Raw genomic sequence first — 26978 nt, forward strand, 5'->3', positions numbered from 1 at the left:
AGGTCTTCATGCCCGCCCACGCCGCACCGCCGCACGAGACCGACGAGGAGCAGCTCAGACGGCTCGGTTACGAGCCCAAGCTGCCTCGCCGGATGGGCCAGTTCGGAAACTTCGGCAGCTCGTTCTCCGTGATCAGCATCTTGTCCGGCTGCATGACGATGTTCGCTTTCGGGCTGAACTCCGGTGGTCCGGCGGTGATGTTCTGGGGATGGATCGGCGTCGGGGCAGTGGTGCTGTTCGTGGGCCTGGCGCTCGCGGAGGTGACCTCCGCCTACCCGACTTCCGGCGCGCTGATTCACATGGCCGGTGCGCTGGGCGGCCCGCGTTGGGCGTTCATGGTCGGCTGGTTCAACTTGTTGGGACTGGTCGGGGGGATCTGCGGCATTGACTACGGGGCGGCCAGCTTCGTCGGCGCCGTACTGAACATGCGGTTCGGCTACGAGCCGACCCCGCTGGGCCTGTTCATGGTCTTCAGCCTGATCCTGTTGCTCCACGCGGTGCTAAACCTGCGCGGGGTGCGGCTGGTGTCCGTGCTCAACTCGATCTCGGTGTGGTGGCACATCGGCGGCGTCGTGTTGATCGTCGGGGCGCTCGCCATCGCCCCCGTCCACCACCAGGATGTCACCTGGGTGATGACCCACTTCGTCAACAACACCGGGTGGAGCAACCCGTTCTATGTGAGCGCGGTCGGCTTGCTGCTGGCCCAGTACACCTTCTCGGGCTACGACGCTTCGGCTCACATGAGCGAGGAGACCACCCAGGCGTCGGTGTCGGCGCCCCGCGGGATCGTCCGCGCGATCTGGGTGAGCTGGATCGCCGGCGCGGTGCTGCTGGGCGGCATGTTGTTCGCGATCGGCGACTACGACGGGGTGCTCCACAGCAGCACCGGCGTACCGCCGGCGCAGATCTTCCTCGATGCCCTCGGCCCGAACGGGGCGGTGCTGCTGCTCGTGGTGGTCATCGTCGCGCAGCTTTTCTGCGGCAATGCGGAGACCGCGGCGGCCAGTCGGATGGTGTTCGCGTTCGCCAGGGACGGCGGGCTGCCGTTCTCGTCGTGGTGGTACCGGGTGTCGGAGCGCACCGGGACTCCGGTGGCCGGCGTGTGGCTGTCGGTCGGTGCCGCGGGCGTGCTCGCGCTGCCGTCGCTGTACAGCGCGACCGCGTACGGGGCGGTCACCGCAGTGAATGTGGTCGGCATGACCCCGGCGTACGCCATCCCGATCTACCTGCGGCTGCGCAGGGGCCGCAGGTTCCGTCCCGGGCCTTGGAACCTGGGCCGGCGGGGGCCGGTGATCGGGTGGATCGCGGTGGTCTGGGTCGCTGTGGTGAGCGTCCTGGTGTGCCTGCCGCAGACCTACCCGGTGACGGTCGACACCTTCAACTACGCCCCAGCGGCGCTGGTGGCGGTGTTGCTGATCGCGGCCGGCTGGTGGTGGGCGCGGGCCAGGGACGCGTACGCCCCGCCGGTCCAGCAGTCCGCCGAGCTGATCGAACTGACCGAGGAGGTTGTGTGAGCGGGCGCAGGCGCGGCGGCCGTGGGCGCGCTGGCGCGGTGGAGCTGCGGTCGACCGGTCGGCTGATCGATCTGATCGACGGCGGCGGAGTCGAGTCGGTCGTGGTGGCGCTGGTGGACCTTCAGGGCCGGATGAAGGGCAAGCTGTTCGACGCAGCGGTGCTGCGGGCCCGGTTGGCGCGCGGGCTGGTGTCCAGTGAGATGTGCGGGTACCTGCTGGGCACCGATCTGGGCATGACGCCCGCTCGGGCGGGTGCGTGGTCCTGGGAGTCCGGCTTTGGGGACGTCGAATTGGTGCTGGAGCTGGGGCGTGCCCGGCTGCTGCCGTGGGCACCGACGACGGCGCTGGTGTGGGCAAGGCCGGTGCAAGCCGGCGGCTGGCCCCACCAGTTGTCCCCGGTGACGATCCTCGGCGAGCAGCTGACGCATCTTGCCGGGTTGGGCTTCACGCCGATGGTCGGTCTGGAGATCGAGTTCGTCCTCGTCGAAGGAAGCGAGCGTGACGCCGAGCGCAGCGGGTGGAAGCTTCGGCCAGCCATGACCGGCAACCTCGACTACTCGCTCGACGTGCCCTCACCCGTCTCCGCGTTCCTGCGCGAGCTGCGGCAGACGCTGGCCGCAGCCGGCAGCCCGGTGGAGTCGGTGAAACTTGAGGGCGCGCCGGGACAGGTGGAGGTGACGTTCCCGTACGGGCCGGTCGAGGAAGCATGCGAGCAGCACCTGCTGTTCAAGCAGGCGGCGCGGGTGGTGGCGGAGCGGCACGGCATGTCCGCGCTGTTCATGGCGTCGCCGATCGCCAGCACCGGTTCCGGTCTGCACCTGCACCTCTCGCTGCACGGGCTGCATGGTGGCGCCGCAGTGTTCGCGCCGGACCGCCACGAGGAGCTGCTGTCCGAAACCGGGCTGCAGGCGGTCGCCGGGCTGTTGGACGTGCTGCCGGTGACCGGGCCGATGTGGGCGCCGGCGGTCAACTCCTACCGCCGGTTCGCGGTCGAGCACGGCTTCGCGCCGGTCCGCACGACGTGGGGCGGGGACAACCGGTCCTGCGCGGTACGGGTGGTCGGACACGGCAGCGGCCGGCACCTGGAGGTGCGGGTGGCCGGCGCGGACGCCAACCCCCACCTCGCGGTGGCCGCCGCACTCGGCGGGATCCGCCACGGCATCGTCAACGACCTCGCCCCGCTTCAGCCTGCGATCGGCGACTCGTACCTCGACGCCAAGGCGCGCCGTCTTCCCTGTGATCTCGGCGAAGCGGTGAGGGAGTTCGAATCCAGCCCGCTGCCCACCGCGCTTTTCGGCGCTGCTGAGGTCGCCCATCTGGCGGCCGTCGCCCGCCTCGAACTCGCCCACCACGCACCGCTGGTGACCACCGGCGAGGTCTCCCGGGGCTTTAGCCAGTCCTGATGCCCGGATGCTCCGGGTCGCTGCGCCGACCCGGATCACGTCTCACCGGCCCCGAGCCCCAGGCCGGTGGCGGGTTCCGTCCTCGCTCACCGTCCCCGGCCCGGCCCAATCCCCGCACGCTGCTTACCTGTTGGAGAACCACATGGACACCGCCTCCGGCCCCGGCACCGCCGCCGACACCGCGTCGCGTCCCGAGCTGCCCGCCCTGTTGGGGGCTCCGCACATGGTCAACGTGGCCGAGTCCGGTATGGAGGGGCTGGCCCTGTACCTGACCGAGGCTGGGGCTCGTGTCACCGGCAGCGTCTCCGAGGCCGACCGGGACAACCCCGTCGTGGCCGTCCTCGAAGCGGCCGGCGTCCGGGTGCATGTCGGCTACGACGCCGCGCACGTGAGCACCGACCGCACGGCGGTGGTGTGGTCGGGGGCCGTCGTCGGGCATCCCGAGCTGGACAGCGCCCGGGCGCTGCGGACGCCGATCCTGGCGCGGTCCGTCACTCTGCAGATGATCGCCGTCCAGGCCGGATCCGGCGTGGTGGCGGTGTCAGGCAGCCACAGCACCGCCACCGCGGCCGCCGCGCTCGCGGCGGTCCTCGACGACGGAAACACCAGCTGGATCCTGAACGCCCCAGCGCACGGTGCCGCTGCCGGGCATGCTGCCGGACACCGCCTTGTCACGGACTGGTCCCCGGACAACACGACACACGAGGCCCAACCGCCGCACGCCTGGCAGCAGTTCCCCACCCCGCACTTCGAACGCACCGCACCGCAGCCGGAGTTCGCCGCCGCGCTGATCACCTCCGTCGGCGTCAACGCCCCGCACTACACCGACAACCTCGCCGCGCTCGACGCCACAGAGCGCCTCGCACGCCGCTGCGCCGTCGCCGTCCTGCCGACCTGGGAGACCGGCGTCGCGAACCTGCGCGAGCGCCTGACCGACCGGCCCGGTCCGTGTGTGGTCACCGTCGGCCTCGACCACGATGCCACGGTCTCGATCACGCACCTTACGTGGACCGGCACGGACTACCGCGTCGTCCTGCGGTACCAGGACACGGGCCACTCCTTCACGCTCTCGCTCCTGGCCGGCCGCCACCACGCCCTGGCGGTGTGCTCGGCCATCGCGACGGCCCTGGTGCTCGGCGAGGACCCGCACACCGTCATCGAGCGAGCCACCGCCTTCCGCGGCGTGCAGCGCTCCCTCACCGTGCTCGGCCAGGCGGCGGGCGTCACCGTGGCCGCCTCCCGCGCCCGGCACCCTCGCGAGGTCCTGCTGGATGTGGAGGCCGCCCGGGACCTGACCGAGGGCTCGCTCACCGTCGTCCTAGAGCCGGACGGCCACGCGCGAACGACCGCCCATGCTGCCGAACTCGGCGCCGCTCTCAGCAGTTGTAGTCGTGCCCTGCTACTGCCCGTCCACACACCGCTGCCGATCCTCGACACCTACGACCCACTGGATGACCTTCACCGGTCCGCCGAAGCGGTCCTCGGAGCTGGCGCCGTGCACCGCCTGAGCACCGGCCCCGAGGCGCTGAGCGCGGAGCGGCAAACCTCCGCGCTCGCCGCCCCCGGCGACCTGGTGCTGCTCGTCGGCCCCGCGCGGGCCGCCGATCTCGGCCCGCGCCTGCTGGACCACCTCGCCGGAGAGCCCGACGCGCAGAACACCAGCAAGCCATGACCGCCGACCCCATACCCCAACTGACCGTCCAGGACGGACGGTTGATCACCCTGGTAGCAGGCTGCGCGTCCTTCGAGCAGATCGCCGCCGACCCCGAGGCGCGACTCAAGCCGCACGAAGTGCGCGGCGCGATCGACTCCCTCCTCGTCACGACCGACACCCGTACCCCGATGCACCTGACGGCCTGGGCCGTCGCCCAGCGGATCGCCACCGAGCCCGTGGCGCCCAGTGGGGCACTGGAGGTCACGACTGCCGTGCCCCGGCGGCGGCTTCAGATCCTCCGCGGCTGGGCGGGTGGGAAGACCACGCGCGATCTGGCCGACGGCTTCGGCATCGCCTCGACCACGATCCGCGCCTACTGCAAGACCCTGCTCACCGATCTGGATGTCCGGTGCCAGCAGCAGGCTGTCGTCGTCGGGGTCCTGGCCGGACTCGTCCTGCTGAGCGACATCGACCCCGACTGGCCGGACGAACCGCTGGTCCGAGCCCCCGGGCTGAGGAGAGCGGCCCGGTGAGCGGCCGTCGCGTTGCGGCGCGGACGGGCTCCGCCGTGCTGTGTTTCCTGCTCGGCCTGCCCACCGGGGCCGCGCTGCTGTTCCTGGCCGAACACCGCGATCGCGCCCAGCCGGCCTGGCTCGCCCTGGCCGCCGCTCCCGCCCTCGCGGCGGCGGCGGGCTTCGACTGGCTGATGCGCCGCAGGGCGGCAGCCAGCCTCACCACCCCGCACCACCCCGATGGCGGCCGTCCGGGTCCGGGCCGCACCACCGACACCGCAGACAACGGAACACCACCTCGCCGATGACCACCACACTCCCTCCCGTCGAGGCCTCGCCCTACGAGTCCGACCGCCTGTACAAACGCCTTCTGGCCACCCATCCCGGTGTCGTCGTGGACGCCGAGGCGCTGCTGAGCGCCGCCCCCGCCATCGCGCCCGACCGGCTGCCGCCGCTGGTCAGGCTCCTGGTGTGCGCGCGTGAGGCCGGCCTGCCGGTGGCGCTGCGCGGAGAGCACCGCCATGGGCGGGTGCGGGCCGAGTACGGGCGCCACGGTCTCCACGACCTGTGGACCGAGGTCCTGCCCGCCGGACAGCACCAGCACGCCCCCGACCTGCCGTACGTGACGGCGGTACTGCCCGAACAAGCGGCGCAGTTCCTGACGCCGGTGCCGGGCCTGCTGCCCACGGTGGCCGGCCGGTTGATCGGCCCGCCGCAGCATCCCGTGCCGCTACAGCCGTACGCCGAGGGCGTGTTCGTGCAGTTGATGATCGGCCGGACCTACGCCCAGATAACCGAACTGTCCCGGTACCCGCGGCACTTCATCAGCAACACCACCTTCCGCTCCGTCAGGATCCGGGGGTGCGTGAACGCCGCGCACCTAATCACCCGGGCGATCGTCGACGGCTACCTCGACCCGGCCCTGGCACTGCGCACCGCCGTCAGCCCGCCAACCGCCCCCAAGCCGGCCGACCTCGACTTCCTCATCGCCACCATCGGCAGCGAACTGACCGATGTCGCCCGCCGTTTCGGCCGGACAGTCGGAACGGTCATACACCGCCGACGCTTCGCTATCCGGGCCCTGGGCGCTCTCACCCCCAACCACGCCCGCGCCATCGCGCTCGCCATCGGCGCCGTGCCCGACGAGGCCATTCCGGCCCGCGGGCCCTACCCGCCCGACGGACGAGGCCCCACGGTGAGGACGGCGTGAACGCCCCACACCCTGCGGCCGCCGCCGCTCGCCCGGCCGAACTGCACCGACAGTCCGGCACCGCCGAGCCGGACACAGCCCGCACTCTGCGCTACATCGAGGCCCCTGCGCCGTTCGACCCCGGCCCGAGCCAGTCGATCTTCTTGTACGGCCGGACGGTCGGCTGCCCCGACTGGCAGCTCGAAGCGCTCCGGCTGCTGGACCACGAGGGCTGGGCAGGCACCGTGCTCAACCCCCGCCCCTCCCTCAATCCCGACGTGAGCCAGTACGAGGCGTGGCGGCCCCTCGGTTGGCAGGACCGCAACATCCGGCGCGTCGATGTCGTCCTGGTCTGGAACCCGATCGGCACCGGCCGCATCCAGGACCTGCACGAGGCCCACCTGTTCGGCGCGCGCGGTGGCCCCACCGTGGTCGTCGGCTGCGACCCAGTCGACGCCGAGCAGCAGGCCAACCGCGCCCAGCTGAACCGCCTGCTGCCGTGGCTGCCCGTCGCCGACACCCTCCAGCACACCGTCCGCAACGCGCTGGCCGCCCTCACCCGGCCCGCCACCTCCCGCCGGTGACGGGCCGTTGCACGTCCTACCGGCGCCCAACCCGGCGTGCTGGAAGCGCGATCGCGGCAAACCCACTGCCAAGCAACGGAACCGAGCTTCCATCAAGCTGCGGATGCCACGCGACGATCGCGACCATCACGCCGGCCATCAGCACCGCGCGCATCAGCTCGATGACCAACTCCGGCGTCCAGCTTCCCCTCGGCGATGCGAACCGCCGCCGTTCCATGCTTCCCACAGAGCACCCTCTCTCACTGACTGAGTGATGGGCGGCGCCGCTCCGCGACCAGTCTGCTGGAGCGAAGGATGCCTGCACAGCCGCCAAAAGATTGACCCATTTGGCGCAGCCAATACGCCCGAGAGAAGGGCTCATTCGGGGCGCCGATACCGCCGAAAGAGTGAACGAGATCGACGCTCTTTCACCTCGATTTCGTGCCCCGGATTGGCGCCTCCCCGCGCGCCGCCATCCCGGATTCGGCACACAAAGCGCCGTCCCCGCCCGGGCGGGGACGGCACCCCGAGCTGACCCGTCCGATTGACGTCCACTATGCCCCGGCAGCTGGCCGGCCACCCGACTGTCCCGGTCGCCGAGGAGCACCCCCACCGTGAACCTTCGCGCAGGACGATGCCCTCGGTCGCCAACGCCCCAACCAGCACCACGGGCCCGCAATGTCACCCACCGATGCGTCCGGGAAGAAACCGCCGCCCCCAACCATGCTGGCGGTGTGGCAGTTCTCAACCTCCCCCGATCCTGTCGATCCACCCCGCCGCTGCCGTCGCGAAGACCATCCAGAGCCCCAAGCCAGCCATGAGGCCGACGGCCAAAAGGATCGACCACAACCCGCCACTCCCCGTTGCTCGCACCGCGTCCCCCTCAAGCGCAGAGCTCTACGGTCACTGTGGAGGAGCCACCGCCGCCGCTCTTCTCTGTAGGAGCCTGGCTGCTCCTGGGCACCGCATGTTCTCGGCGCTCCAGCCCGAGCAGCTTCAGCAGATCAGACGTCACCACCCGATATGCACTGCCCAGCCGCAACACCGTGACCGGGTAGTCGCCGGCCTTCGCCAGTCCGTATCCGGTGGAGCGACCAATCCCAAGCGCCCGGTTCGCCGTATCCAGGTCGATGGCCACTGGAAGTGCGAGCAGCTCGTCAGCGGTCATGCCAGCAGAGGAAGGTGCGGTCATGACGCTCTCCTAGTTGATGTTCGTGCCCTCATGACGCGAAAGTTGTATCACGGAGTTGCGGCAGCACTTTTGCTGATCGTAAAGTGCACTCATGACCTCAAGCTCCTGGCCAGCGGCGTTCACCGCCCAGGTCGTGCGCTCCATGCGCGACGCGCGTAAGGCGGCCGGCCTCACGATGGCGGCCGTCGCAGAGGGCTGCGCCGACCGCGGCCTGCCGGATATCACCGACCAGACGATCAAGAACCTGGAATCGGGCCGCCGGACGAGCATCACACTCACGGACTTCCTGGTGCTGGCGGACGTGCTCGGCGTGCCGGCGATCACCTTGCTGTTCCCCCTCGGCACGAGCGAGTCGGTCGAGTCACTGCCGGGCCGGAAGGTCTCCACCTGGGACGCGCTCGCCGGCTTCACCGGGGAGACGCCGACCACAGACCCGGCGCCGCCGGGAAGCGCCCGTGAGGTGCTGGACACCTTCCGGGTGCACGCCGACCTCGTCGCCGCCGCAAGAGCGTCCGCCGCATTGGCGACAGACCGACGCCGGACGGCCAGTACGACACCGGCCCCGGATCGCAAGGCCGCCCTTCTGGAGCTGGCCGCCGGTTATGAGGAGTACGCGGACGCCGACCGCAAGGAGCTGGCCTCCTTCCGGGAGCGGATGCGTGAGCGGGGGCTCGTCCCGCCCGCACTCCCCGGCGACCTGGCAGTCGTCGACCAGCCCGGGGCGAAGGTACACACAGAGGACAGAGAGTGAAAAAGGGCACAATCTCCCGCCGGTGCCGGTGCGTTGATCCCGGTACCGGCAAGGAGTACGGGGCCGCCTGCCCCAAGCTCAAGTCGTCCCGCCGCCACGGCGTCTGGACGGTCTTCCAGGAGCTGGAGCCCGACCAAGATGGCCGCCGTCGCCGCTTCCGCCGGGGCGGCTTCGAGAGCTCCACCAAGGCACAGGAAGAACTGGACAAGGTCCGTACCCTACTCGCGATACCCGAGGAAGACGATGCCTGGGCCAAGCTCCAGCTGAGCGACCTCCTGGAGAACTGCCTCAAGGAGAAGACGCCAGTCCCGGACTACGACGAGGTCCGTCGCCGGATCACCACGGGCCAGCCTCTCAACACCAAGATCACCGTGGCCGAGTGGCTCGACACCTGGCTCGACGGCCGCAAGCGGCTCAGCCGGGGCGGCTGGAAGCGCTACGACTGCGATATCCGCAACCACCTCAAGCCTCATCTCGGCCACCTGCGGCTCGACAAGCTCCGCGTCCACCACGTCAGCAAGATGTTCGACGACATCAACGAGCAGAACATCGAGATCCAGGAACAGAACGAGCAGCGCCGCGCGGTCAAGGCCGAGCTGGATGCCACCCCGTGGAAGGGCGCGGAGAACCGGGCCCGCCGCAAGTGGTTGAAGGCCCAGCTCGACCAGATGCCCCCGTTCCGACGCCCCACCAGTCTCAACACCCAACCCCACATTCGGGACACCCTGCGCGCGGCGATCAACGTGGCCATCGCCCAGCAGGAGATGCCGCCTTTCAACCCGGCAGCGCACGTCGAGCTGCTGCCGGGCACCAAGCCGAAGGCCCTCGTCTGGACCGCCGAGCGAATCGCCCGGTGGAAGGAGACGGGCGAGAAGCCGAGCCCGGTCATGGTCTGGACCCCCGACCAGACCGCCGAATTCCTCGACTTCATCGCCGAGCACCGCTTCTACCTCTACTACCGAACCATCGCCTTCCGAGGCACCCGACGCGGCGAGACCTGCGGCCTCCGCTGGGAGGACCGCAACAAGGCCGCGAAGGCCATCGCCATCGCGACCCAGCTCATCCAGGACGGCTGGGACGTCTACGAAGGCGCCCCAAAGACCAGCTCCGGCGTCCGTTGGCTCGCGCTCGACGACGAGACCGACCAGCTCCTCGACCTCCAGTGGGAGCGTCAGCAGCAGGAGAAGCTGGAGTGGGGCGACGCCTGGCAGAACACCGGCCGCGTCTTCACCAACGAGGACGGCTCGATCATCCACCCGGGCAAGATGTCCGACCTGTTCGAGCGCCTCGTCGAAGCCGCCGGCCTTCCCCCGATCCGCCTGCACGACCTTCGCCACGTAGCGGCCACGCTCATGCTCACCGCCGGGGTCGACATCAAGGTCGTCTCCGAGACCCTCGGCCACTCGGACACCCGGATCACCCGCGACACTTACCAGACCGTCCTCGACGATCTGGCGAAGGACGCAGCCGAGAAGGTCGCCAAGCTTGTCCCCCACAGCCGCCGCCCGACGCTGGCGGTGGTCTCCGACAACGGTGATCTACGTCTCCCGAGGCTCGCGCCTCCGCGGAAGGCCGCTGAGCCAGCGAGCGACGAGCAGTCGGCATAGCGGCGCCTGGTCACCGCCCAGCGGCGTCCATCCACCAGACAGGGTGGACGCTGCTCACTTCTCTTCCAACCCACTGGTCCGTCGACGCAGACATGCGAAGGCGCAGACCATCTCATCCCGAAGAGGCGGATGTGGCATCCTCGCAAGGTACCGAAACGGGTCGCTCCGGAGAAACGGCGGGTCGGCGGCCTGTGGCTGGACACCTGAGCAGCTCGGCAGGCCGAGCCGAGCAGCAACGATCAAGCAATAACAGCGGGAGGATCTCTCAGGTGACTGACGTCGAGGCAGCACCGGTTCCGGCGGCCAGGACGAATCGTGCCCAACGCGCAGTGATGGAAGCGAACGGCACCAAAGACCTGTCCCCGAAGGCGCTGCAGGTTCTCGCCACCGTGCCGGCCTGGTGGGAACGACGCGCGGCAGCCGTACGGCTCAGAGCGACCCGTGCGCTACGACTCGAAGAGGCAGTCGAGCAATCCGGCTTCGACCAGAGTCTCTTGATCGGTATCGCCCCGCGGGAAGACCTCCTCGACGCTTCGCCGGAGACCCTTGCCAACGCCTACGTCACGGCTCTCGACAGCTCTGTCCGGACCGCCGATGGGCGGCATTACACCCCGCCGGCACTGGCCACGGCGCTTTATGACCAGGCCGTCACGACCCTGGGCGAGACGCCCGCTGGTCTCGTTTGGGATCCTGCGAGCGGAGCGGGGATGCTGCTGCTACCAGCTCTCCGTGACTGGCTGGCCGCGCAGGCAGACCGATCTCCTGCCGAAGTCCTCCGCGAGGTCACTTCCGCAATAGGCGGTCGTGACCTGGACGCCGCTGCCGTCTGGCTTGGCAACGCCATCCTGGCAGCCGAGCTCCTTCCCGCCTGGGCGCAACTCCCAGCAGCTCGGCGGAGCACCCTGCCCGCGCTGATCGGAGTCGGGGACGGGCTGACGCCGCCGCCGCGCTCCGTGCAGGTATGCATCCTCAACCCCCCGTATGGCCGCGTCCGCCTCACCGATGCGGACCGCAAGAGGTGGAGTCACGTCCTTTACGGGCATGCGAACCGCTACGGCCTCTTCATGGCTGCCGCCGCAGAATGCCTAGCTCCGGGCGGTGTGATGTCCGCCCTGGTCCCCGCCGGCTGGCTCGGCGGGTCGTACTTCCAGCGTCTTCGCTCCTACCTGTCCACCACGGCTCCGCTGACGCACCTGACGCATGTCACGGATCGAACCGGCGTGTTCTCCACGGGCGTCCTTCAGGAGACCGTGCTCGCCACGTTCCAGCGGAACAGTGCGAGGAACGAAGCCACATGCGAGCGCCTGACCGTCAACGGCTCCATTACACGGGAGAGCGTCGGCAAGGGACGGCTCCCGGAGCAGGGCGACGGACCGTGGCTTCTGCCTCGCGATCCCAAGGACCACTCCCTCATCAAGGCAGCGCAGACGATGCCGCACCGCTTGGCGGACTATCACTGGACTGTCTCAACTGGCCCGCTGGTCTGGAACCGACACAAGGATCAGCTATCGAGCAAGCCCAAGGCCACGTCAATCAAGATCGTCTGGGCTGGTGACCTGGACGGCGGTGAACTGCACCAGGACCCCAATCGTGATGATCTCCGTTACGTGGCCCTCCGGCCGAAGGACGAGGCCGTCCTCGTGCTGGACCGCCCCGCCGTCTTGGTCCAGCGAACGACTGCCCCTGAACAGCCACGTCGGCTGCTAGCTGCTGCCTTGGATCAGGAGGCCCTGGCTCGCTGGGGCGGCCGAGTGGCCGTCGAGAACCACGTAAACGTACTGACGGCGAGCCAGGACGACAGCCCGTTGACCCCAGCCTTGCTGACCGCGCTCCTCGACTCCGAAGCTGTTGACCGCCTCTATCGGTGCCTCACGGGCTCCGTCGCTGTCTCGGCCTACGAACTGAACGCACTTCCACTTCCAAGCGCGTCCGTGCTCCAGGGGTGGTCGGGACTTTCGGCTGAAGACCTGCATGTAGCTATCGAGGGCGTATATGGTCTGCCTTCGTGACCAGTCCCGACGCCACGCCGCCGCCCCTGCCTTCCCTCCTCCCCACGAGGAAGGACTACCAGGAGCGCCTTGAGAAAATCGTCCCCTCATCACTGACGGGCAGCACGCACACGGCGAATCCTGCGGCCTCCGCGACTGCCTTCGTCATGATGTATGTCGGTGCCATCAACGGAAAGAACCCCATTCGGCCATCGACCGTCGTTTGGATGAGCGACGCGGTGGCAGAACGGCGGGAAGATACTCAGCGCCTTGGCTACTACCATGCCGCCCTCAAGAAAGAGGACTCGGTAGACCAGTACTGCGAATCCGAGGGATTCGAGCGCGGGAAGAGCTGGTATAAGGCAAACACCCGCGAGTCGATTCGAGATGACACGCTTAGCATCCTTGGTGAAAACGGCGCCGTAATAGAGACGCCCGGGGTGGATACGACAGCCTCATCCCCGCGGTACACATTCACTACCGAGTTCGCCGCGCTCCTCGACCCAGCCCTTGAGGGGCAAGCCCTCGACGATGCAATCATCGAGTGGCAGAACAAGAACCTATCCATGGCCGGGCTGACACGAGCCCTCTTCAATCGGAAGAAGTCCCAATACAGCACCAGCATCCCCGTGAAGATGCCAGGCGCCGGCACCCGAGACCTCCTCAAGGGGAAGAGTAACGAGATTCTCAAGGGCGTCATCGAGAGTTTCGCGAAGCGGTATCTCTCGGAGCCCAGCGTTCTCTTCATCTCGCAGTCCGGCAAGAAAGTCGACATTGCGGACGCCGAGGTGCTTGCACAGCTCGGCATGGAGATGGACCCCAAGATCCTTCTTCCTGACTGCGTCATTGCCGACACTGACCCGGCTCGTGGTGAATTCTGGTTCGTCGAGGTAGTTGCCACAGATGGTCCAGTGCATGACAAACGAAAAGCCGACATCCTGGCCTGGGCAACCGAGGCTGGCCTTCCTCCCGAGAAGTGCCGCTTTCTTACGGCATTTGAGTCGCGCACTGGATCCGAAGCAAAGAAGTGCCTCCCCCGGCTCGCCAGCGGCTCGTTCGCATGGTTCGCAAACGAGGAGAAGGGCCTACTCGAATGGAGCGAGTCGGCGAGCTGAAAGCGTAGCCTGATAGTGCGTCATGCAAAGCAGTCCGCCCGGCACTCGTTCGAGTGCCGGGCGGACTGAATAGGAATTCGGCGGCGTCCTACTCTCCCACAGAGTCCCCTCTGCAGTACCATCGGCGCTGAAAGGCTTAGCTTCCGGGTTCGAAATGTGACCGGGCGTTTCCCTCTCGCTATGACCACCGAAAGTTCGGCACAGGTTCTAGACCGGCGCCAAGCTCTGAAGTCTGGGCGTCAGCTTACACGATCACACGCCGACCGTTTCAAACGACGCTGGCCGGGCCGCTGGCACCGGTGGTCCGGCTTCTCCCCCGATGGTGGGCGTCGTCGAAGATGACCAGGTCGGCGGGCTGCGGGACGGGCTTGCTATTGAAGTAGACCCAATAGTTCATCACACCGACGGCTCGGGCCTGGTGGTAGTCGTCGAGCTTGGCGCCGCCGTAGTCCTTCGACGCAAAGCAGACGGCATCCAGTCCCAGCGCTTCGGCTTCCTCTTCGACCCGCTCGGCGAGTTGGCGAGTGCCGGTCAGGTAGGCCACAGACCACCGCGCGTGAGGGCGTGATCGGCGATCAGCAGCGCCAGCAGAGTCTTGCCCTCGCCGGTGGGCATCTCGATGGCCAGGTCCGTGGTGTCGAGGTGCTGCTCTGCGTACGCCGCGAGAACCTGGCGCTGACCAGGCCGAAGCTGAGCGAACCTCGCGGACCCGAAATCCGCCAGGTTCTGCTCGAAGTCCGGCTTCGCCGCGTATGCCACCGTTCACTTCTCACTCGTAGTGTGAACTCTACGGCGCTGAGTCCTCACCCGGCCGCGCTATTTTCATTTGCACGGCGCAGCGCACGGCACGAACTGGTCGACCGAGCCCCTGGCGTTCGATCCAGCGGGCCGAGGACCGTATGTGCGGCCCCGACAGCACCGCCACAAGCGACCCCGACACGTGGTCTCGGCTAAACCCGTTGTGCCGCTGTGAAGTTCGGCACGGATTTGTCAGTGCGAGCGCCGAGAATCAGCGGGTGGCCATCGAACCAGCGGCAGCTGGCGAGTCCGAGATGCTCGCCGCCGCCCTGCACACATACCTGTCCCTGACTCGTTTCGCCTTCACCGGCCTGACCGGGGAGCAGGCAACCCGGCGCATCACCCGCGCGGTAACGGAGTGGGCGGTGTCGTCCGGTTGGAGACCGAGGTGGGAGGCCCCGATGCGCTACATCGACCCGCCTCGCCAGCGCAACGGGGGCTGCCGCACCTACTGGTCTCCTCCCTGGTCGGCTTATCTGGACCTGCGCCTACTCCGCGACGACGGTCCTCCGGTCGCCGTGGAGATCGATCGCACGGACGACAGCACAGCAGTGGACAAGCTCCGCGACGAGGCCCTTCGCGGACACCCCGCGTTGTGGCTCCGCTGGCACGGATCGATTCGCTCCGAACTCCCGGTCGGCGTCGCCCGCCTGAGCCTGCCAGCACGGTCCAGCCGGCCACCCGCCAGGTACTCCCTGGCGCCGATTGACGCAGAGCCGGCCGTCACGTTCAGCGGCCCCGTCACCCCAGAGGCCCAGGCGGACGCCTGGCAGCGGGACCAACAGCGCATCGCTCAGGAGAAGCGCGCCGCCGCCCTGCCCCGTCCGCGGGGTCCGATCCGGTAACTGGGGCTCGTGGACTGGCCACGGTCCGCTTGTCGGGTTGCTACATGCCGCCGCGCGGCTCCGGCGCGGCCGGGGTCAGGTCCGTGTCCACCGGCGTGCACGCTCGCCGCACGAATGTCCACCGAGTGTCCACCGGAAGCGATCATGAAGCGATTTCCGCTCACGCACGCCCGACGTCAAGATCACAGGAAGGCAAAAGACCCAGGTCAGAGGCTATCTGACCTGGGCCTTCACTGAGCCGCCTGCGGGATTCGAACCCGCGACCTACGCATTACGAGTGCGTTGCTCTGGCCAACTGAGCTAAGGCGGCACCGCTGCCCGGAGAGACCGGGCTGGTGGGCCCAGGGTCGCATTGGCAACGCGGGTCAGTCTACACAGTTTCTGGGGGTGGTCCGTACGCGGTGGTGGGGCGACGGGTCAGGCGGAGGAGATGGCGAGCTTTGCGGCGAAGCCGGCGAAGAGGACGGCGACGGAGGAGGTGAGGCCGGCGGAGAGGCGCTTGCGGCGGCGGAAGGCGTTGGCGAGGGAGGTGCCGGCGAAGATCAGGAGGGAGAGGTAGAGGAAGGAGAAGGCCTGCAGGACGGTGCCGAGCAGGGCGAAGGAGAGGGCGGGGGCGCCGTAGGTGGTGTCGACGAACTGGGTGAAGAAGGAGAGCAGGAAGAGGATCGCCTTGGGGTTGAGCAGGCTTATCACCAGCGCGCGGCGGAACGGCCGCTCGGTGTCCTCGTCGGCGGGGGCGGAGGAGGAGGCGGTGGCGACGACCGTCCGCTCGCGCCACATCTGCCGGGCGGCGCGCAGCATGCCGAGGCCGATCCACAGCAGGTAGGCCGCGCCGCCGAACTTGACGACGGCGAAGACGGCGGGGTTGGCCCGGAGCAGGGAGGCCGCACCGAGGGAGGTGAGGCTGATCAGGATGAGGTCGCCGAGGAAGACGCCGCAGGCGGCGCGGTAGCCGGTGCGGATGCCCTTGCGGGCGGCGACGGAGAGCACGTAGAGGGAGTTGGGTCCGGGCAGCAGGACGATGACCAGTGCGCCAAGGATGTAGGTGGTCAGGTCGTGGACTCCGAGCACTGCGGTCTCCAAGGGGTCCGGGAGGCAGGAACGCCGAAGGGGCTGCGCCATGCTAGCGCCAGCCCCTTCACGCACAAACACTCCTGACAGATGGTCCCGTCATCCGGACCATGGCGGGCGTCAGTCCTTGCAGACCTTCCCGTTGTCGGGCGCCGCCCCGCCGAGCAGGTACCGGTTCACCGCGTCGTCGACGCAGGTGTTGTGCCGCCCGTACGCGGTGTGGCCGTCGCCGTCGTAGCTGAGCAGCCGCCCGGACTCCAGCTGCCCGGCCAGGGACTTGGCCCAGGCGTAGGGGGTGGCGGGGTCGCGGGTGGTGCCGACCACGACGATCGGGTCGGCGCCGGCCGCGCGGACGGTGTGCGGGGCGCCGGTGGGCTTGGCCGGCCAGTACGCGCAGCTGAGCGCCATCCAGGCCATGTCGCGGCCGAAGTGCGGCGCGGCCTTCTCGAAGTCCGGGAGTGCGGCGGTGACCGCCGCCGGGTCGGCGAACGAGGCCGGCAGGTCGAGGCAGTTGACGGCCATGTTGGCGTACATCAGGTTTTCGTACGTGCCGTCCTCGGAGCGGCTGTAGTACTCGTCGGCGAGCCGCAGCAGCCCGCTGCCGTTGCCCGCCTGGGCGGTGGCCAGAGCGGCGCGCAGGTGCGGCCACAGGGCCTCGGTGTACATCGCCTCGGCGACGCCGGTGAGCGCCTGGGCCTCGGTGAGCGGCCGGTTGGTGTCGGTGGGCATCGGCTGCGCGTCGAGCTTCTTGAACAGGGCGGCGAGCTTGTCGCCGGCCTCCTGCTCGGTGCGGCCGACCGGGCAGTCGTCGCGCTTGACGCAGTCCTTGGCGAAGGCCGTCCACGCGGTTTCGAAGCCGCCGGCCTGGGTGAGGTTGCCGGCCCGGGCGTCCAGCGACGGGTCCATCGCGCCGTCCAGCACCACCTTGCCGACCTTGCCCGGGAACAGGCCCGCGTACGTCGCGCCGAGGAAGGTGCCGTACGACTTGCCGACGTAGTGGAGCTTCTGGTCGCCGACCAGCGCCCGCAGCATGTCCATGTCCCGGGCCGCCTCGACGGTGGAGACGTGGGCGAGCAGCTCACCGGCGCGAGCCGAGCAGCCCGCCGCGAACTCCTTGTCGACGGCCACCAGGGCGTCGATCTCGGACTGGTCGTCGGGGGTGATGTCGGCGGCGGCGTAGGCGTCCATCCGGTCATCGGCCAGGCAGGTCACCGGTGCGGACTTGCCGACGCCGCGCGGGTCGAAGCCGACCAGGTCGTAGCTCGCGCGCACCCCGGGGTCGTAGCGCGAGGCGACGGCCTGCACGTATTCGATCGCCGAGCCGCCGGGGCCGCCCGGGTTGAGCAGCAGCGAGCCCAGCCGGTGCGCCTTGTCGGTGGCGGGCTTGCGGATCGCGGACAGTTCCACGTCGTGGCCGTCGCCGGGGTGGGCGTAGTCCAGCGGCACCTTGAAGGTGGCGCACTCGAAGTCCGTGGTGCACGGCTTCCAGCTCAGCTGCTGCGCGTAGTAGGGCGCGAGGCCGGGCGGCAGGTCGGTGGGCAGCGGCTCCAGCGGGGTGGCGCCGTTCGCGGGAGCCGCGGCGGACTGGCTGGGCGGGCCGCCCGCCGTGGGCGCCGGGTGGCCCGAGGTGCAGCCCGCCAGCAGCAGGGACGCGGCGGCGGCCAGCGCGGCGGCGGGCAGGAGCCGGCGGGGCCGGGCGACTCTCATGAACGTGGGTCCTCTCCCTGGAAGCGGGCCGACCCGCAAGCCGACCGTCCCGGCCGTCGCCGGAAGGCCGAGCCTAGCGGCCGCGAACGCCGCACCCGGGACTCCACCCGCCCGCCACCTCGCGCGGCCACCCTGCCCAAAATCCGATCGTCACACCATCGAGCGCGCCGCTCAGTACCAGGCGCGCCGCTCAGGCCCGAGCGCGCCGCTCAGGATCGAGCGCGCCGCTCAGGGCTTCGGCAGCTGCTCCGCCAGGTACTGCACCGCGACCCGCACCAGCCGCATCCGCTCCCGGTCCGCCGAGAAGTCCTGGACGATGTCGGAGATCCGCACCTCCGCCCGCGCCCCGGCCTCCCGCAGCGCCTGCTGCACCGCCCGGGCGGACTCCAGCCCGTCCGTGTCCCGCTTGGCCGCGGCCAGCAGCAGCCGCGCCGACGAGGACCCGGCCGGCGCCTCGCCCGCGGCACTCGCCAGCGCCCGCCCGTCGTACTGGCCGGACACCGCGGCGGCCGCCCCGTACAGGTCGGGGCGGGTCAGCCCGGCCGCGGCCGCGCAGGGGGCGCCGTCGTCCACGCCCAGCACGGCCCAGCTGTCGGGGCCGGCCGGCCGGGTGCGGAAGACCGCGCCGACGGCCGCGCGCAGCGCCTCGTCGTCCGCGACCGCCTGCGGGGCAGCGGTCACCAGGTCGCAGGGGTGGCCGGTGCCGCTCGGGGCCTCGGGGACGACCAGCACGAACGGGCGGGCCCTGCCCAGCTCGACGGCCGACGCCACGCCGTCGAACACGCCCGGCATGTCCTCGTCGGCGGTCCGCCCGGCCGTCCCGGAGTGCACCACGATCACCGGGAACCTCGCCGCGGGCTCCTGCCGGTACTCGGCGGGCAGCCACACCCGCACCGCGCGCGGCCGCCCGTCCGGACCGGGCACCTCGCCCTGCAGCAACTCGCCGCCCGCCGGCCGGCTCACATTGCTGAACAACGCCGCCGACGACGCGGCAGCGGACTCCGGGGGCGCCGCCGGGACGGGCCGCTCCGCGCCGACCACCGCCCCCGCCTGCCGTACCGCCACCCGACCGAAGCCCGCCCCCAGCAGCGCCGCCACCCCGAGCGCGCTCACGCACATCAGGCACAGCACCGCCGCCCCGGCCCGGACCAGCACCGGACGCGCCTCCGCCGCCAGCTCGTACGTCTGCGCGGCCCGCAGGTCCCGCCAGCGCGACACCGCCGACCGGGCCAGCCAACCGCCCGCCACCACGGCCACCAGCAACAACAGGACGAGGAGCGATCGGGGCATGGGGACGCACCACCTCGGGGAAGGACCGGCCGGACGCGGGCGCGTGGCCAGTGCACAGGGTGCAAGACCGCGCGCCTGCGGACCGCCGGGCGGTACGGGCGTCTCCCCACGTTCACTCGAACGAGCTAACGGCAACGACGCCTCAAGCCTTCAGCCCACGGTCACAGCAAGCGCTCAGCCCGCCCGCAGCGCCACCGTCATCGCCTCGACCGCCAGCAGCGGGTCCACGTTCCGCTCCAGCGCCCGACGGCAGGCCAGCACCGCCTCGATCCGCCGCAGCGTGTTCTCGGCGGCGCCCTCGCCGGCCACCCGCTGCACGGCCGGCCGCTGGTCCTCGTTGGCCAGCGGCCCGCCCGCGCCCAGCTGGACCGCCAGCACGTCCCGGTAGAAGCCCAGCAGGTCACCCAGCGCCACGTTCAGCGTCTCCCGGCGGGTCCGGGTCGCCCGGCTCTTCTGCCGCTTCTCCAGTTCCTTCACCGCGCCCGCCATGCCGCGCGGCGCCCGGCTGCCCTCGGCCGCGCCGTAGGCGGCCCGCAGGTCGTCGGTCTCCTTGGCGTCCTGGGTCTCGGCCAGCGCCTCGGCGTCCGCCTTCGCGGTGTCGACCAGCCGCTGCGCGGCGGCCAGGCAGCCGCCCAGGTCCGCGACCTCCAGCGGGATCCGCAGCACCTCGGCGCGGCGGGCCCGGGCCTGCTCGTCCACCGCGAGCCGCCGGGACCGGTCGATGTCGCCCTGCCCGGCCAGCGCGGCCAGCCGGGCCGCCTCGGGCTCCACCCCGTCGCGCCGGACCAGCATGTCGGCGACGGCCTCCGCGGGGGGCGTGCGCAGCACCAGCAGCCGGCAGCGCGAGCGGATGGTCGGCAGCACGTCCTGCACGGACGGCGCGCACAGCAGCCACACCGTCCGCGGCGACGGCTCCTCGACGCCCTTCAGCAGCGCGTTCGCGGCCGCTTCGGTGAGGCGGTGCGCGGCGTCCACCAGGATCACCGACCAGCGGCCGCCGGTCGGGTAGCTCGATGCCCGCAGCACCAGGTCGCGCATGTCGCCGACGCCGATCGACAGGCCGTCGGTGCGCACCTGCTTGACGTCGGCGTGGCTGCCGGAGAGCACGGTGTGGCAGCCGTCGCAGAACCCGCAGCCGGGCGTCCCGCCCAGGTCCAGGTCGGGGCTGGTGCACTGAAGCGCCGCCGCGAAGGCCCGGGCCGCCGTCACCTGCCCCGCGCCGGGCGGGCCGGTGAACAGCCAGGCGTGCGTCATCAGCGAGGCGTTGCCCTCGGGGGCCTCGCCCCGGCCCGCCAGTACGGAGGCCCGGGCCGCCCGCGCGGCCGCCTGCAACTGTTCGACCACCCGGTCCTGTCCGACCAGGTCGTCCCACACACTCACGCCGCGCTCCTCCTCGCCGTCACCGACCCGACGAGCCTAACGCCGCACGGAGACACAGTCGGCGCAGCGGACGGGCGCGGGGAGCCGCGCGGCCGGTCCTGCGCCGTGCGGCTCCCCGCGATTGGTCCTGCCGTCGACTGTCAGTCCTTGCGGCGGCGCCAGCCCCGCTTCGGCTGCTCGTCCTGCGCCGCCTCGGGGGCCTCGGCCTCCCAGCGGGCCCACTCCTCGCGGGAGCCGAGCAGGCTGTCGGTCAGGCTGGGCAGGTCGTCGAGCGGGGTCTCCTCCGCCCAGTCCGGCCGGGGCCGCAGCTCGCGGGTGCGGGAGGAGTCGTCCTCGTCGCGGAACAGCCCGGGCGGCACCCGCTTGGCCTCGGGCTTCGGCGCGGCGGCCTCGGGCTTCTGCGTCCCAGGCGTGGGCTTCGGAGCCCCGGGCGCCGGCTTGGGCTTGGGCGCAGGCTCGGCCTTGGGCAGCACCGCGGTCTCGGCGTCCTCGACCTTCGGCAGCACGGCCGTCTCGTCGATCACCGGCTTCGGCAGCTCCCGGGTGGTCTCGCTGTCGGACTCGGCGGCCGGCTCCTCGATCCTGGGGAGCACCGCGGTCCGGTCCGCCTCGGCCTCGGCGGCCTTCCGGGCCTCCTCCGCCCGCTGCAGCGCCTCTTCGGCGCGCCGCCGCTGCTCCTCCCGCTGCAGGTCGCGCTGGCGCTGGAGTTCGACCCGGGCGGCCTCCTCGGCGGCGGCCTTGCGGGCAGCGGCGGCCTCGGCGGCGAGGCGGGCCTGCTCGGCTGCCTGCCGCTCGGCCTCCGCCGCGGCCTTGCGGGCGGCTTCCGCCTCGGCGGCGAGGCGGGCTTCCTCGGCGGCCTTGCGTTCCTGCTCCGCCTTGACGCGGGCGGCCTCCTCCGCGGCCAGCCGGTCCTTCTCGGCCTGCTCGGCGCGCAGTTCCTCCAGCAGCGCGAGCCGCTTGCGCTCGGCCTCCTCGGCGGCCTTGCGGGCGGCTTCGGCCTCGGCGGCCTTGCGGGCGGCCTCCTCGCGGGCCTTGCGTTCCTGCTCGGCCTTGGCGAGCTTCTCCTGGTCGGAGAGCGGCAGCTCGCGGTCGAGCCGGTGCCGGATGGCGGTGGTGACAACGGCGGGCGCCTGGCTGCCGTCGACGACCAGGTAGCGGGCCGGGTCGGCGGCGGCCAGCGCGAGGAACCCGGAGCGGACCCGCTGGTGGAACTCGGTGGGCTCGGACTCCAGCCGGTCGAGCGCCTCGGTGAAACGATCCCGCGCGGCGGTCGGGTCGACGTCGAGCACGACGGTCAGATCGGGCACCAGCCCGCCGGTGGCCCAGCGGGAGATCCGGGCGACCTCGGTGGCCGCCAGGTCGCGGCCCGCGCCCTGGTAGGCGATGGAGGAGTCCATGTAGCGGTCGGTGATGACGACGGCTCCGCGCTCCAGGGCCGGCCGGATCACGTTCTCGACGTGCTCGGCCCGGTCGGCGGCGTAGATCAGCGCTTCGGCGCGGTGCGACAGGCCGGTGTTGCCGACGTCCAGGACGAGGGCGCGCAGCCGCTGCCCGATCGGGGAGCCGCCGGGTTCGCGGGTGACGACGACCTCGTGGCCCTTGGCGCGGATCCATTCGGCGAGCGCCTGCGCCTGGGTGGACTTGCCGGCGCCGTCGCCGCCCTCCAGGGCGATGAAGTAGCCCTTGCCGGCCACCCGGTGCGGTGCGGCCCCGGCACCACCGCGGACGGCCTGGACGAGCTCCCGGCCGAACGGGACCACGCCGCGCTGGTCGTCGGTCTTCAGCAGGACGACGGCGGCGAGCACCAGGGTGAGCAGTCCGGCAGTGGACACGGCGAGCGCGGCGCCGCCGTGGATGAAGGTGAAGCTGCCGGCGCGGACCTGGCCGAGCGAGACCTCGCCGTAGGCGGCGGCCAGCAGCGGCATGCCGATCAGGGCGACGGCGACGACCACCCGCAGCACGGCGTACAGGTGCTCGGTGACCTTGCCGAGGCGGATCTCCTCGATCTCCTGGGCGAGCAGTCCGCGCCCGGTGGCGATGACCACGCCGGCGGCGAGGCCGGCCAGCATGGTGAACAGCAGCACCAGGACGAAGTCGAGGACCAGCCCGGCGAGGATCAGCGCCACGCCGGCGGTGACCAGGCCGAGGGCGAGCAGCCGGCGGCGGGACAGGCCGGGCAGGGTGGCGCGGCTGAGCCGGATGCCGATGGCGGGCGCGCCGGCGGCGGCGAGCACCACCAGGCCGTAGCCGATCGGGCCGGCCAGGTGCTCGGTGGCGGTGAGCAGCCCGAGCGCGGCGACGCCCGCCATCGAGGCGTAGGCGGCGGCGATCGAGAAGGTGAAGTACGGGGCGGAGCCGGTGCGGCCCTTCTTCAGGGACGGGCCGGGCGTGGCGTCCGTGGGCGCGCGCAGACCCTGCAGCGGGGAGCGCGGCGCGGCGGTGGCCCCGGCGGGCAGCTCCTGGAAGTACAGCAGTGCGGCGTTGACGGCGAACAGCGCGGCGGTGCCGAGTGCGGCGGCGGTGAGCTGGTGGTCGCGCAGCCAGTGCAGGCCCACTGCGGCGAGCACGTTGTTGAGCAGCGTGAAGCCGATCAGTCCGGTGGCGGCCAGCGGCAGCGACGCCCAGCCGGTGCGCAGGTCGAGGGTGCGGACGGCGTCCAGCGAGGCGGCGGCCGGCGGGCCCGCCTGTTCGGGGACGGCCAGCAGCCCGGGGACGGCGGCGTCCTTGCCGATGGTCCAGACCCGTTCGGCGGCGCCGGCCAGGAACACCGAGCCGAGCAGCGCCCAGGTGGCGGAGCCGGGCGACCAGATCACCCACCAGGGGGCGAGGCCGATCAGCAGGGCGCGGAACAGATCCGCGCCGAGCAGGCTCCAGCGCCGGTCGATCCGGCCGCCGACCAGGGCGTGCACCGGGCCGAGCAGGGCCGCCCCGAACAGGCCGGAGGCGAGCAGCCGGGCCGCGAACAGGGCGGCGACGGCCAGCGCGAGCGAGCGGTAGCCGTGCCCGAACTGCCCGCCGAGCACGGCGGCGACCACGGTGAGCGGGACGAGCACCAGAACGGACAGCCGGTCGGCGGTGCCGCCGACCAGCTGGGTGGTCCACAGCTTCCGGTAGGGCCGCAGCCGGAGCAACGCGCGGGCCCGTTCGCCGGGCGTCCCGGCGGGGGCGACCTCGGGGAGGCCGCGGGCGGCGGCGCGTGCGGTGGGGGGCGGCTCCTCGCTCGTCATACCGTCAGCGTAGCGAGTGCGCGGGCCTGACCTTAACGGGCCCGCCCGGATTCGAACAGGCCCGTTACGCAGCGTCCGTCAGCTCTCCTCGGATGTGTTCTCCGCGGTGGCGGACTTCTTCGCCGCGGTCTTCGCCGCCGTTTTCTTGGCCGCGGTGGTCTTCGCCGCGGTGGTCTTCGCCGCGGTGGTCTTCTTCGCCGCCGTCTTCTTGGCCGCGGCGGTCTTGGTCGCTGCGGTCTTGGTCGCTGCGGTCTTGGTCGCCGTGGTCTTCTTGGCGGCCGTGGCGGTCTTCTTCGCCGGGGCCTTCTTGGCGGCCTTCTTCACCGGTCCGCGGGCGCGCTTCTCGGCGAGCAGCTCGAACGCCCGCTCCGGGGTGATGGTCTCCACCTCGTCGTCCTTGCGGAGCGTCGCGTTGGTCTCCCCGTCGGTGACGTACGGCCCGAACCGGCCGTCCTTGACCACCACGGGCTTCTCGCTGACCGGGTCGTTGCCGAGCTCCTTCAGCGGGGCGGCCGCGGCGGCCCGGCCGCGCTGCTTGGGCTGGGCGTAGATCGCCAGCGCCTCGTCCAGGGTGATGCTGAGCAGCTGGTCCTCGCTGGTCAGCGACCGCGAGTCGGTGCCGCGCTTGAGGTACGGGCCGTAGCGGCCGTTCTGCGCGGTGATCTCGTTGCCCTCGGGGTCGGTGCCGACCACCCGGGGCAGCGAGAGCAGGCGCAGCGCGTCATCGAGCGTGACGGTGTCCAGGTCCATGGACTTGAACAGCGAGGCGGTGCGCGGCTTGACGGCGTTCTTGCCGGTCTTCGGGGTGCCCTCGGGGAGCACCTCGGTGACGTACGGGCCGTAGCGGCCGGCCTTGGCGACCAGCGGGTTGCCGCTGATCGGGTCGGTGCCGAGTTCGCGCTCGCCGCTGGGCTTGGCGAACAGTTCCTCGGCGAGCTCGACGGTCAGCTCGTCCGGCGGCAGCTCGTCGGGGACGTCGGCGCGCTGCTCGGGCTCGCCCTCGACGGCGGCCGGGCGCGTCACGTACGGGCCGAAGCGGCCGACCCGGAGCACGATGCCGTCGCCGATCGGGAAGGAGCTGATCTCCCGGGCGTCGATCGCGCCGAGGTCGGTGACCAGTTCCTTCAGGCCGCCGAGGTGGTCGCCGTCACCGTTGCCCGCGCCGGCGGCGGCCGATCCGTCGGCCTCGCCCTCACCGAAGTAGAAGCGCTTGAGCCACGGCACGGACTCGGCCTGGCCGGCCGCGATCCGGTCGAGGTCGTCCTCCATCTTCGCGGTGAAGTCGTAGTCGACCAGCCGGCCGAAGTGCTTCTCCAGCAGGTTGACCACGGCGAAGGAGAGGAAGGACGGCACCAGGGCGGTGCCCTTCTTGAAGACGTACTTCCGGTTGATGATCGTGTCGATGATCGACGCGTAGGTGGACGGGCGGCCGATCTCGCGGTCTTCCAGCTCCTTGACCAGCGAGGCCTCGGTGTACCGGGCCGGCGGCTTGGTGGCGTGACCCTCCGGGGTGAGCCGCTCGGCGGCCAGCGGGTCGCCCTCGGCCACCTGCGGCAGCCGGCGCTCGCGGTCGTCCAGCTCGGCGTTCGGGTCGTCGGCGCCCTCGACGTAGGCCTTCAGGAAGCCGTGGAAGGTGATGATCTTGCCGGAGGCGGAGAACTCGGCGTCCCGGCCGTCGGCGGAACGGCCACCGACCTTGACGGTGACGGACTGGCCGACCGCGTCCTTCATCTGGGAGGCGACGGTGCGCATCCAGATCAGCTCGTACAGCCGGAAGTCGTCGCCGGCCAGCCCGGTCTCGGCGGGCGTGCGGAACCGGTCGCCGGACGGGCGGATCGCCTCGTGCGCCTCCTGCGCGTTCTTCACCTTGGAGGCGTAGGTGCGCGGCGCGGACGGCAGGTAGTCGGCCCCGTACAGCTGGGTGACCTGCGCGCGGGCCGCGACGACCGCGGTCTCCGACAGCGTGGTCGAGTCGGTACGCATATAGGTGATGAAGCCGTTCTCGTACAGCTTCTGCGCGACCTGCATGGTCCGCTTGGCGCCGAAGCCCAGCTTCCGGCTGGCCTCCTGCTGCAGCGTGGTGGTGCGGAACGGCGCGTACGGGGAGCGGCGGTACGGCTTGGACTCGACGCTGCGGACGCTGAACGCGGTCTGCTCCAGCGCGGCGGCCAGCGTGCGGGCGGCCTGCTCGTCCAGGTGCAGGGTGTTCGCGGCGTTCTTCAGGCGACCGTCGGTGCCGAAGTCGCGGCCGGTGGCCACCCGCTTGCCGTCCACGGTGACCAGCCGGGCGCCGAAGCTCTCGGGGTTGGCCGCGTCGGCGGCGGTGCGGCCGGTGGCGAAGGTGCCGACCAAGTCCCAGTAGGAGGCGGAGGTGAAGGCGATCCGCTCGCGCTCGCGCTCGACCACCAGGCGGGTGGCGACCGACTGGACCCGGCCCGCCGACAGCTTCGGCATGACCTTCTTCCACAGCACCGGGGAGACCTCGTAGCCGTAGAGGCGGTCCAGGATGCGGCGGGTCTCCTGCGCGTCGACCAGGCGCTTGTTCAGGTGGCGCGGGTTGCGCACGGCCTCCTGGATGGCGTCCTTGGTGATCTCATGGAAGACCATCCGGTGCACCGGCACCTTGGGCTTCAGCACCTCCTGCAGGTGCCAGGCGATCGCCTCGCCCTCGCGGTCCTCATCGGTGGCCAGGAAGAGCTCGTCGGACTCCTTGAGCAGCGACTTCAGCTTGGTGACCTGGGACTTCTTGTCCGGGTTCACCACGTAGATCGGCGCGAAGTCGTGGTCCACGTCGACTCCGAGGCGGCGCACCTCGCCGGTGTACTCGTCCGGAACCTCGGCGGCCGTGCCGGGCAGATCGCGGATGTGACCGACGCTGGCCTCGACGATGTAGCCGGGGCCGAGGTAGCCCTTGATCGTCTTGGCCTTGGCCGGCGACTCGACGATGACGAGTCGCTTGCCGTGCGCGGTCTCGCTGCTCGGGGACACCTTCGCTCTTCTCTCCCGGTCGTAACCAAAGCTCCTGGGCTGTCGCACCAGCGACGGTCCCACCAGCGGAGTGTGACCGTACCCTGGCCACCCTTGTCAAACGGACGGATACCGCTTTTTCACCGGCAAGGCCGACCGACGCCACTCGAACGGTAACCCGATGGCCGCTCTTCGGGCATGTCTT

Annotated in this window: 21 protein-coding genes, 1 tRNA gene, 1 rRNA gene and 1 pseudogene; 12 read left to right on the forward strand and 12 right to left on the reverse strand. The window is 70.9% G+C overall.

Translation table 11 applies throughout. From position 1 onward, the window contains the following. Positions 1-8: 8 nt before the first annotated feature. The 7 genes from ACZ6R9_RS02870 (at position 9) to ACZ6R9_RS02900 (ending at position 6856) form a co-directional block, all read left to right on the forward strand. Entirely contained in the window at positions 9-1514 is a 1506-nt protein-coding gene (locus ACZ6R9_RS02870) for an amino acid permease (RefSeq protein ID WP_465536123.1), read from the forward strand. Between the two features lie 38 nt (positions 1515-1552). After that, positions 1553-2917, forward strand: coding sequence for a type I glutamate--ammonia ligase (locus ACZ6R9_RS02875; protein WP_465536125.1), 1365 nt, complete (start codon positions 1553-1555; stop codon positions 2915-2917). A gap of 142 nt (positions 2918-3059) precedes the next feature. Next, complete coding sequence (locus ACZ6R9_RS02880; RefSeq protein ID WP_465536127.1) at positions 3060-4589, forward strand: Mur ligase domain-containing protein; 1530 nt, start codon at positions 3060-3062, stop codon at positions 4587-4589. Next, positions 4586-5104, forward strand: coding sequence for a LuxR C-terminal-related transcriptional regulator (locus ACZ6R9_RS02885; protein WP_465536129.1), 519 nt, complete (start codon positions 4586-4588; stop codon positions 5102-5104). The genes ACZ6R9_RS02880 and ACZ6R9_RS02885 overlap by 4 nt, the downstream gene beginning before the upstream one ends. After that, entirely contained in the window at positions 5101-5391 is a 291-nt protein-coding gene (locus ACZ6R9_RS02890) for a hypothetical protein (RefSeq protein WP_465536131.1), read from the forward strand. The genes ACZ6R9_RS02885 and ACZ6R9_RS02890 overlap by 4 nt, the downstream gene beginning before the upstream one ends. Beyond that, a complete protein-coding gene (locus tag ACZ6R9_RS02895) occupies positions 5388-6293 on the forward strand; it encodes a hypothetical protein (protein ID WP_465536133.1) in 906 nt (301 codons plus the stop codon). The genes ACZ6R9_RS02890 and ACZ6R9_RS02895 overlap by 4 nt, the downstream gene beginning before the upstream one ends. Then, positions 6290-6856, forward strand: a complete 567-nt coding sequence (locus tag ACZ6R9_RS02900) for a hypothetical protein (protein WP_465536135.1) — start codon at positions 6290-6292, stop codon at positions 6854-6856. The genes ACZ6R9_RS02895 and ACZ6R9_RS02900 overlap by 4 nt, the downstream gene beginning before the upstream one ends. Positions 6857-6872: 16 nt before the next feature. Here ACZ6R9_RS02900 and ACZ6R9_RS02905 read toward each other — a convergent pair whose 3' ends face one another. Together ACZ6R9_RS02905 and ACZ6R9_RS02910 are read right to left on the reverse strand one after the other, a co-directional pair. Beyond that, positions 6873-7025 (reverse strand): hypothetical protein, encoded by a 153-nt coding sequence (locus ACZ6R9_RS02905; RefSeq protein WP_465536137.1) that lies wholly within the window; start codon positions 7023-7025, stop codon positions 6873-6875. A 792-nt stretch (positions 7026-7817) separates the two neighbouring features. Further along, a pseudogene (locus ACZ6R9_RS02910) lies at positions 7818-8027 on the reverse strand (hypothetical protein); the annotation flags it as partial. Between the two features lie 91 nt (positions 8028-8118). Between ACZ6R9_RS02910 and ACZ6R9_RS02915 the strand changes: the two are divergent. From ACZ6R9_RS02915 to ACZ6R9_RS02930, 4 genes are all read left to right on the forward strand, one after another. Continuing rightward, positions 8119-8778, forward strand: a complete 660-nt coding sequence (locus ACZ6R9_RS02915; protein ID WP_465536139.1) for a helix-turn-helix transcriptional regulator — start codon at positions 8119-8121, stop codon at positions 8776-8778. After that, the gene (locus tag ACZ6R9_RS02920) at positions 8775-10385 is read left to right on the forward strand and encodes a tyrosine-type recombinase/integrase (RefSeq protein ID WP_465536141.1); all 1611 of its coding nucleotides are present in this window, start codon (positions 8775-8777) and stop codon (positions 10383-10385) included. The genes ACZ6R9_RS02915 and ACZ6R9_RS02920 overlap by 4 nt, the downstream gene beginning before the upstream one ends. A 269-nt stretch (positions 10386-10654) precedes the next feature. Continuing rightward, on the forward strand, positions 10655-12394 hold the full coding sequence (locus ACZ6R9_RS02925) for an Eco57I restriction-modification methylase domain-containing protein (RefSeq protein ID WP_465536143.1): 1740 nt from the start codon (positions 10655-10657) through the stop codon (positions 12392-12394). Beyond that, entirely contained in the window at positions 12391-13488 is a 1098-nt protein-coding gene (locus ACZ6R9_RS02930; RefSeq protein WP_465536145.1) for a BsuBI/PstI family type II restriction endonuclease, read from the forward strand. The genes ACZ6R9_RS02925 and ACZ6R9_RS02930 overlap by 4 nt, the downstream gene beginning before the upstream one ends. A gap of 75 nt (positions 13489-13563) precedes the next feature. Here the strand turns inward: ACZ6R9_RS02930 and rrf are convergent. From rrf to ACZ6R9_RS02945, 3 genes are all read right to left on the reverse strand, one after another. Continuing rightward, positions 13564-13680: ribosomal RNA gene (rrf, locus tag ACZ6R9_RS02935) — 5S ribosomal RNA — on the reverse strand. Between the two features lie 76 nt (positions 13681-13756). After that, the gene (locus tag ACZ6R9_RS02940) at positions 13757-14032 is read right to left on the reverse strand and encodes a hypothetical protein (RefSeq protein WP_465536147.1); all 276 of its coding nucleotides are present in this window, start codon (positions 14030-14032) and stop codon (positions 13757-13759) included. Then, entirely contained in the window at positions 14020-14247 is a 228-nt protein-coding gene (locus ACZ6R9_RS02945; protein ID WP_465536149.1) for a DEAD/DEAH box helicase family protein, read from the reverse strand. Before ACZ6R9_RS02945 ends, ACZ6R9_RS02940 begins: the two co-directional genes overlap by 13 nt. A gap of 257 nt (positions 14248-14504) precedes the next feature. On the opposite strand from ACZ6R9_RS02945, the gene ACZ6R9_RS02950 reads away from it, so the two are divergent. Then, positions 14505-15131, forward strand: coding sequence for a hypothetical protein (locus ACZ6R9_RS02950; protein ID WP_465536151.1), 627 nt, complete (start codon positions 14505-14507; stop codon positions 15129-15131). A 236-nt stretch (positions 15132-15367) separates the two neighbouring features. Here the strand turns inward: ACZ6R9_RS02950 and ACZ6R9_RS02955 are convergent. From ACZ6R9_RS02955 to topA, 7 genes are all read right to left on the reverse strand, one after another. Further along, positions 15368-15441, reverse strand: a tRNA-Thr gene (locus ACZ6R9_RS02955). 107 nt (positions 15442-15548) lie between these two features. Continuing rightward, the gene (leuE, locus tag ACZ6R9_RS02960; protein WP_465536792.1) at positions 15549-16202 is read right to left on the reverse strand and encodes a leucine efflux protein LeuE; all 654 of its coding nucleotides are present in this window, start codon (positions 16200-16202) and stop codon (positions 15549-15551) included. Positions 16203-16322: 120 nt separating this feature from the next. Continuing rightward, positions 16323-17909 (reverse strand): alpha/beta hydrolase, encoded by a 1587-nt coding sequence (locus ACZ6R9_RS02965; RefSeq protein WP_380488371.1) that lies wholly within the window; start codon positions 17907-17909, stop codon positions 16323-16325. Positions 17910-18137: 228 nt separating this feature from the next. Continuing rightward, positions 18138-19199: an alpha/beta hydrolase gene (locus ACZ6R9_RS02970; RefSeq protein WP_465536153.1), complete on the reverse strand. Its 1062-nt coding sequence runs from the start codon at positions 19197-19199 to the stop codon at positions 18138-18140. A 174-nt stretch (positions 19200-19373) separates the two neighbouring features. Next, on the reverse strand, positions 19374-20579 hold the full coding sequence (locus tag ACZ6R9_RS02975) for a DNA polymerase III subunit delta' (RefSeq protein WP_380488373.1): 1206 nt from the start codon (positions 20577-20579) through the stop codon (positions 19374-19376). Between the two features lie 140 nt (positions 20580-20719). Then, on the reverse strand, positions 20720-23806 hold the full coding sequence (gene tmk / locus ACZ6R9_RS02980) for a dTMP kinase (RefSeq protein ID WP_465536155.1): 3087 nt from the start codon (positions 23804-23806) through the stop codon (positions 20720-20722). A 78-nt stretch (positions 23807-23884) separates the two neighbouring features. Then, entirely contained in the window at positions 23885-26794 is a 2910-nt protein-coding gene (topA, locus tag ACZ6R9_RS02985; protein ID WP_465536157.1) for a type I DNA topoisomerase, read from the reverse strand. Positions 26795-26978 lie beyond the last annotated feature (184 nt).

Source organism: Kitasatospora sp. NPDC048662 (genome assembly GCF_055587065.1).

What these genes read in the sequence shown, in the direction of transcription:
- ACZ6R9_RS02870 (WP_465536123.1), top strand. Translation starts at nt 9, where the DNA reads ATGCCCGCCCACGCCGCACCGCCGCACGAGACCGACGAGGAGCAGCTC.
- ACZ6R9_RS02880 (WP_465536127.1), top strand. Translation starts at nt 3,060, where the DNA reads ATGGACACCGCCTCCGGCCCCGGCACCGCCGCCGACACCGCGTCGCGT.
- ACZ6R9_RS02885 (WP_465536129.1), top strand. Translation starts at nt 4,586, where the DNA reads ATGACCGCCGACCCCATACCCCAACTGACCGTCCAGGACGGACGGTTG.
- ACZ6R9_RS02895 (WP_465536133.1), top strand. Translation starts at nt 5,388, where the DNA reads ATGACCACCACACTCCCTCCCGTCGAGGCCTCGCCCTACGAGTCCGAC.
- ACZ6R9_RS02915 (WP_465536139.1), top strand. Translation starts at nt 8,119, where the DNA reads ATGACCTCAAGCTCCTGGCCAGCGGCGTTCACCGCCCAGGTCGTGCGC.
- ACZ6R9_RS02965 (WP_380488371.1), bottom strand. Translation starts at nt 17,909, where the DNA reads ATGAGAGTCGCCCGGCCCCGCCGGCTCCTGCCCGCCGCCGCGCTGGCC.
- ACZ6R9_RS02970 (WP_465536153.1), bottom strand. Translation starts at nt 19,199, where the DNA reads ATGCCCCGATCGCTCCTCGTCCTGTTGTTGCTGGTGGCCGTGGTGGCG.
- tmk (WP_465536155.1), bottom strand. Translation starts at nt 23,806, where the DNA reads ATGACGAGCGAGGAGCCGCCCCCCACCGCACGCGCCGCCGCCCGCGGC.